At 51.8% G+C, this 3,325-nt stretch carries 4 protein-coding genes and 1 pseudogene; 4 read left to right on the forward strand and 1 reads right to left on the reverse strand.

The features are described 5' to 3' along the window. From B7449_RS21060 to B7449_RS19775, 4 genes and pseudogenes are all read left to right on the forward strand, one after another. Positions 1 to 251 (forward strand): annotated as a pseudogene (locus B7449_RS21060) (hypothetical protein); the annotation flags it as partial. Beyond that, positions 244 to 753: a hypothetical protein gene (locus tag B7449_RS09985; RefSeq protein ID WP_039734375.1), complete on the forward strand. Its 510-nt coding sequence runs from the start codon at positions 244 to 246 to the stop codon at positions 751 to 753. The pseudogene B7449_RS21060 and the gene B7449_RS09985, both read left to right, overlap by 8 nt. A gap of 443 nt (positions 754 to 1,196) precedes the next feature. Continuing rightward, positions 1,197 to 1,580 (forward strand): cyclic nucleotide-binding domain-containing protein, encoded by a 384-nt coding sequence (locus tag B7449_RS09990; protein ID WP_242407733.1) that lies wholly within the window; start codon positions 1,197 to 1,199, stop codon positions 1,578 to 1,580. Beyond that, positions 1,580 to 1,975, forward strand: a complete 396-nt coding sequence (locus B7449_RS19775) for a hypothetical protein (protein WP_141654728.1) — start codon at positions 1,580 to 1,582, stop codon at positions 1,973 to 1,975. The genes B7449_RS09990 and B7449_RS19775 overlap by 1 nt, the downstream gene beginning before the upstream one ends. A gap of 1 nt (position 1,976) precedes the next feature. Here the strand turns inward: B7449_RS19775 and mobQ are convergent, their stop codons facing one another. After that, positions 1,977 to 3,062 (reverse strand): MobQ family relaxase, encoded by a 1,086-nt coding sequence (mobQ, locus tag B7449_RS09995; RefSeq protein WP_209426722.1) that lies wholly within the window; start codon positions 3,060 to 3,062, stop codon positions 1,977 to 1,979. Between the last annotated feature and the right edge of the window lie 263 nt (positions 3,063 to 3,325).

Raw genomic sequence — 3,325 nt, forward strand, 5'->3', positions numbered from 1 at the left:
AAAAAAAACGCATCAAAGAGGCTCAAAAAGCAGAAGCTAAATCGGAAGCAAAATTGCGCGATCGACAAAATTATATCTTAGGAGGTGCCTTAATAAAATTAGCCGAAACAGATGAACGCGCTGTCCGAACCATCGAAACACTTTTGAAGCGTGTTGAAAGGCCATCAGACCAGAAAGCCTTTGAGACATTCTCTCGCCTTCCTTCACTCGCCATGACACCAGTTCCAGCGTCGGAAAATACCCATGAGTGACATGCTGGAAGAAGATCCGTTTGAACTGTTCAAGCGGGTCGAAAAAAGCATCACCAAGGCCACCGGAAGCATGGAGCGTCTGGCATCCGAGCAGGACAACAGGTGCAGAACGATTTCAGACGCCGCCGAAAAAGCCTCCAGGTTGGCCGTAGAAGCCTCTGACGTGTTTTCAGCAGGAAAGAGGCGTCTGATGATCTGGACCGGCCTCTGCGCGGCTATGCTGGTCTGTGGTGGGATGTTGGGAGGGTATTGGCTCGGCCGATCTGACGGATGGAGCCAAGGGAACGCCATCGGACACCAACAGGCCCTGACCGAAAATGCAGCCGCAGCGTGGGGGAATACACCAAGCGGTCAACTGGCCTTCCAGATGGACAAGGCGGGATTACTCCAAGCCCTCGGTCACTGCCACCTACCGGGATACGAGGCCAAATACGAACCAAAGGACAAACGAACCTTCTGCTATCCCACCCAAAACGCTAGCGGTTGGTCGGTGCAGCCATAGCCACAAGCTGCACCCTCTTCCTGAGCAATTCAGACGACCGATTTTCTCTGTCCTGACCCGTCGAAAATCCGAGTTTTCCACCGAAAAAAGAGGGGACCATAGGGGAGAATAAATATCTTTATTCTATCTAGGAGATCGCCGATCTCTGGTTTTCGTTGGGAATCCGCAAAAACTGCTTGATCAATACCTCGCACGTGGTGCTAGTATAAACACGCACCACGTGCGAGGTATTCGCGCTCGATACAGAGGTTTCCCACATGCGGAATGTCACTCGGCTTAGAACCCACAAAGACCGGCTCCAAGAAGATCAGGCCGACCTCTTGAAACAGGCCCTCTTACCCTTCGCCGAGACTAGCCCCGCGATGCGCGATGCTGTTGGGCGGCTTTACGTTCAGATCAAGAACCTTACGACACCAGACCCCGGAACCACGGAGCCTTTCGTTATGATCCGTCCCGCTCAAAATGCCGCTGTTGTCGACTGGCTAGAAGCCAACAGTAAGCGTCCAATGAAGGCTATGCGGGTTTGGGCTTTGCTGTTTGATCATCTCATGCCGCACACCGGACAAATCATGCTGACCCGCGAGGAAATATCTGAAGCCATCGGAATTCGAGCCGATGACGTTAGTCAAATCATGAATGAGCTGGTGAAATTTGGGGCCATCTTCTCCGAGCGCGAACGGGTTGAAGGTCTGCGCGGCCCCGGACTGGTTCGCTACTACATGAATCGACATGTCGCCGAGGTCGGGAGTCGCGCTACGCAAGAAGAACTAGCTCTCATTCCAAAACCCGGTACTAAGCTGGAAATAGTTCAAGGCGGAAAAAGATAATGGATAGTTATAACTATATTGCTTTAACCATTCTCAGGCCCGATAAAATCGTTGGGTATACGTGGGATGGAATTGCTCCAGAAACAATACGCGAAAATATAATAATAGAAGACCTATCTACATTTTCGATACAAAAGAAAATAGAAAAATTCTTAATTCAAGAAAATTATTTATATGAAAATTTCAATGGCCTAAGTATTAAAAATTCACCACTCGATAAAAAAGCTTTATATATAGAGATTCCTGGTGAAAAAGCTTTAGATGAATACGGTAGAATGCATAATTGCTTTGCCGTTTTTAGTATCCAATCTGGATTATACGATCACAATGGCCACTACGCCGCCGGAATAACCCCAGAAACTTCTGTACCAATCAAAATTTGGAACGAGAAGTAGTTTACCGACCTCTTCCTCGACGTTCTGCGCGGGCCTGTAGCATTTCCTGATATGCCTTGGCGTCTCTGGCTTTCTGCTCGGCCCGCTCTCTCTCGGCGGCTTCGGCTCTCTGACGTTCTTCTGCCAGTCGTTTCCGCTCCGCTTCGGCGTCCTTAGCTGCTCCGGCTTTTAATCCCTTGGTGAAAGCCGCCCATTTACTGGCAGTTTTCTCCGCTTTCTGCTGTGCCGGCGGAGTGAGGCGATCAAATGCCTGAGCCACCTTCTCGAACCCATCACGCATGGCTTTGACGGCCTGTTCCAGCTTCGCCAGGGCGAAATCTATGACCTCAGCCCGCTGCGCGTTCTCCGCCCGAATACGGCGGTTATGGTTGCCCGTTGGGGTCTCATGACCTTTCCGCTCCAACGCCACGACATTCGCACCCATGTGCCGCTCTGGCACGCGATCCAGCCCCTGCGCCTCATTGGTCCGGTGATCTATCCGGGCCTCTTGTCCGGCCCGCTCTAGCGCGGCATTGGCAAGGCCAGCCCATAGATGGCGAACCTCTGTTACCTCGTCTGCCCCTTTACCAAGCCCCATGCTGGTCCGCTTCTTGTCGGACAGTTCAATGGTTGATTTGTCTCCAAAAGACAGCTTGCCCTCGGCATCCCGCTCCACCTTGCGAGTGGTGGTCATGATGTGCGCGTGATGATTCCGCTCATCGCCTTCGTTACCGGGCAGATGCACCGCCACATCCACGGCCACCCCGTAACGCTCCACCAGTGCGCGGGCAAAGCTATCAGCCAGATCGGCACGCTGCTCACTGGTCAGTTCGTTCGGAAGGGCAAGTACCCACTCCCTGCCGGTGCGGGCATCCTTCCGCTTCTCCGAAGCCTCGGCGCCATTCCATAATTCAGACCGATCAGCCGTACCACCACCCGGCATGAAAATTGCCTTATGAGAAACGCTGTTCTGACGGGGGCTGTATTTGTGTTCGTGTCCATCAACCTCGTTGGTCAAATCCTCGCCAGAACGATACGCAGCCGCAGCCACAACAGAACGCCCTGCGCTCCGGCTTATCGGCTTTGTCTCGGCGCGATAGATTGCCACGGATCGAAAGCCTTTCTTTTGGCGTAAAATGGGGGGTTCAGGGGGGCAAAGCCACCATGACGCAGGACTTGCACTTGTGCAAGTCGTAACTGCGCCCTTAATACCTGACGGCATCAAGGGATATGTGGTATTGTTCTTAAAAGATTGATTCCAGTTCCGAGGATAATATGAGCAACATTTCTAAAGAAATTGAAAACGCCAAAAAGATTATCGCCGAACAAAAAAAACGCATCAAAGAGGCTCAAAAAGCAGAAGCTAAATCG

It is taken from the genome of Komagataeibacter intermedius TF2, from assembly GCF_000964425.1.
GTDB lineage: Bacteria > Pseudomonadota > Alphaproteobacteria > Acetobacterales > Acetobacteraceae > Komagataeibacter > Komagataeibacter intermedius.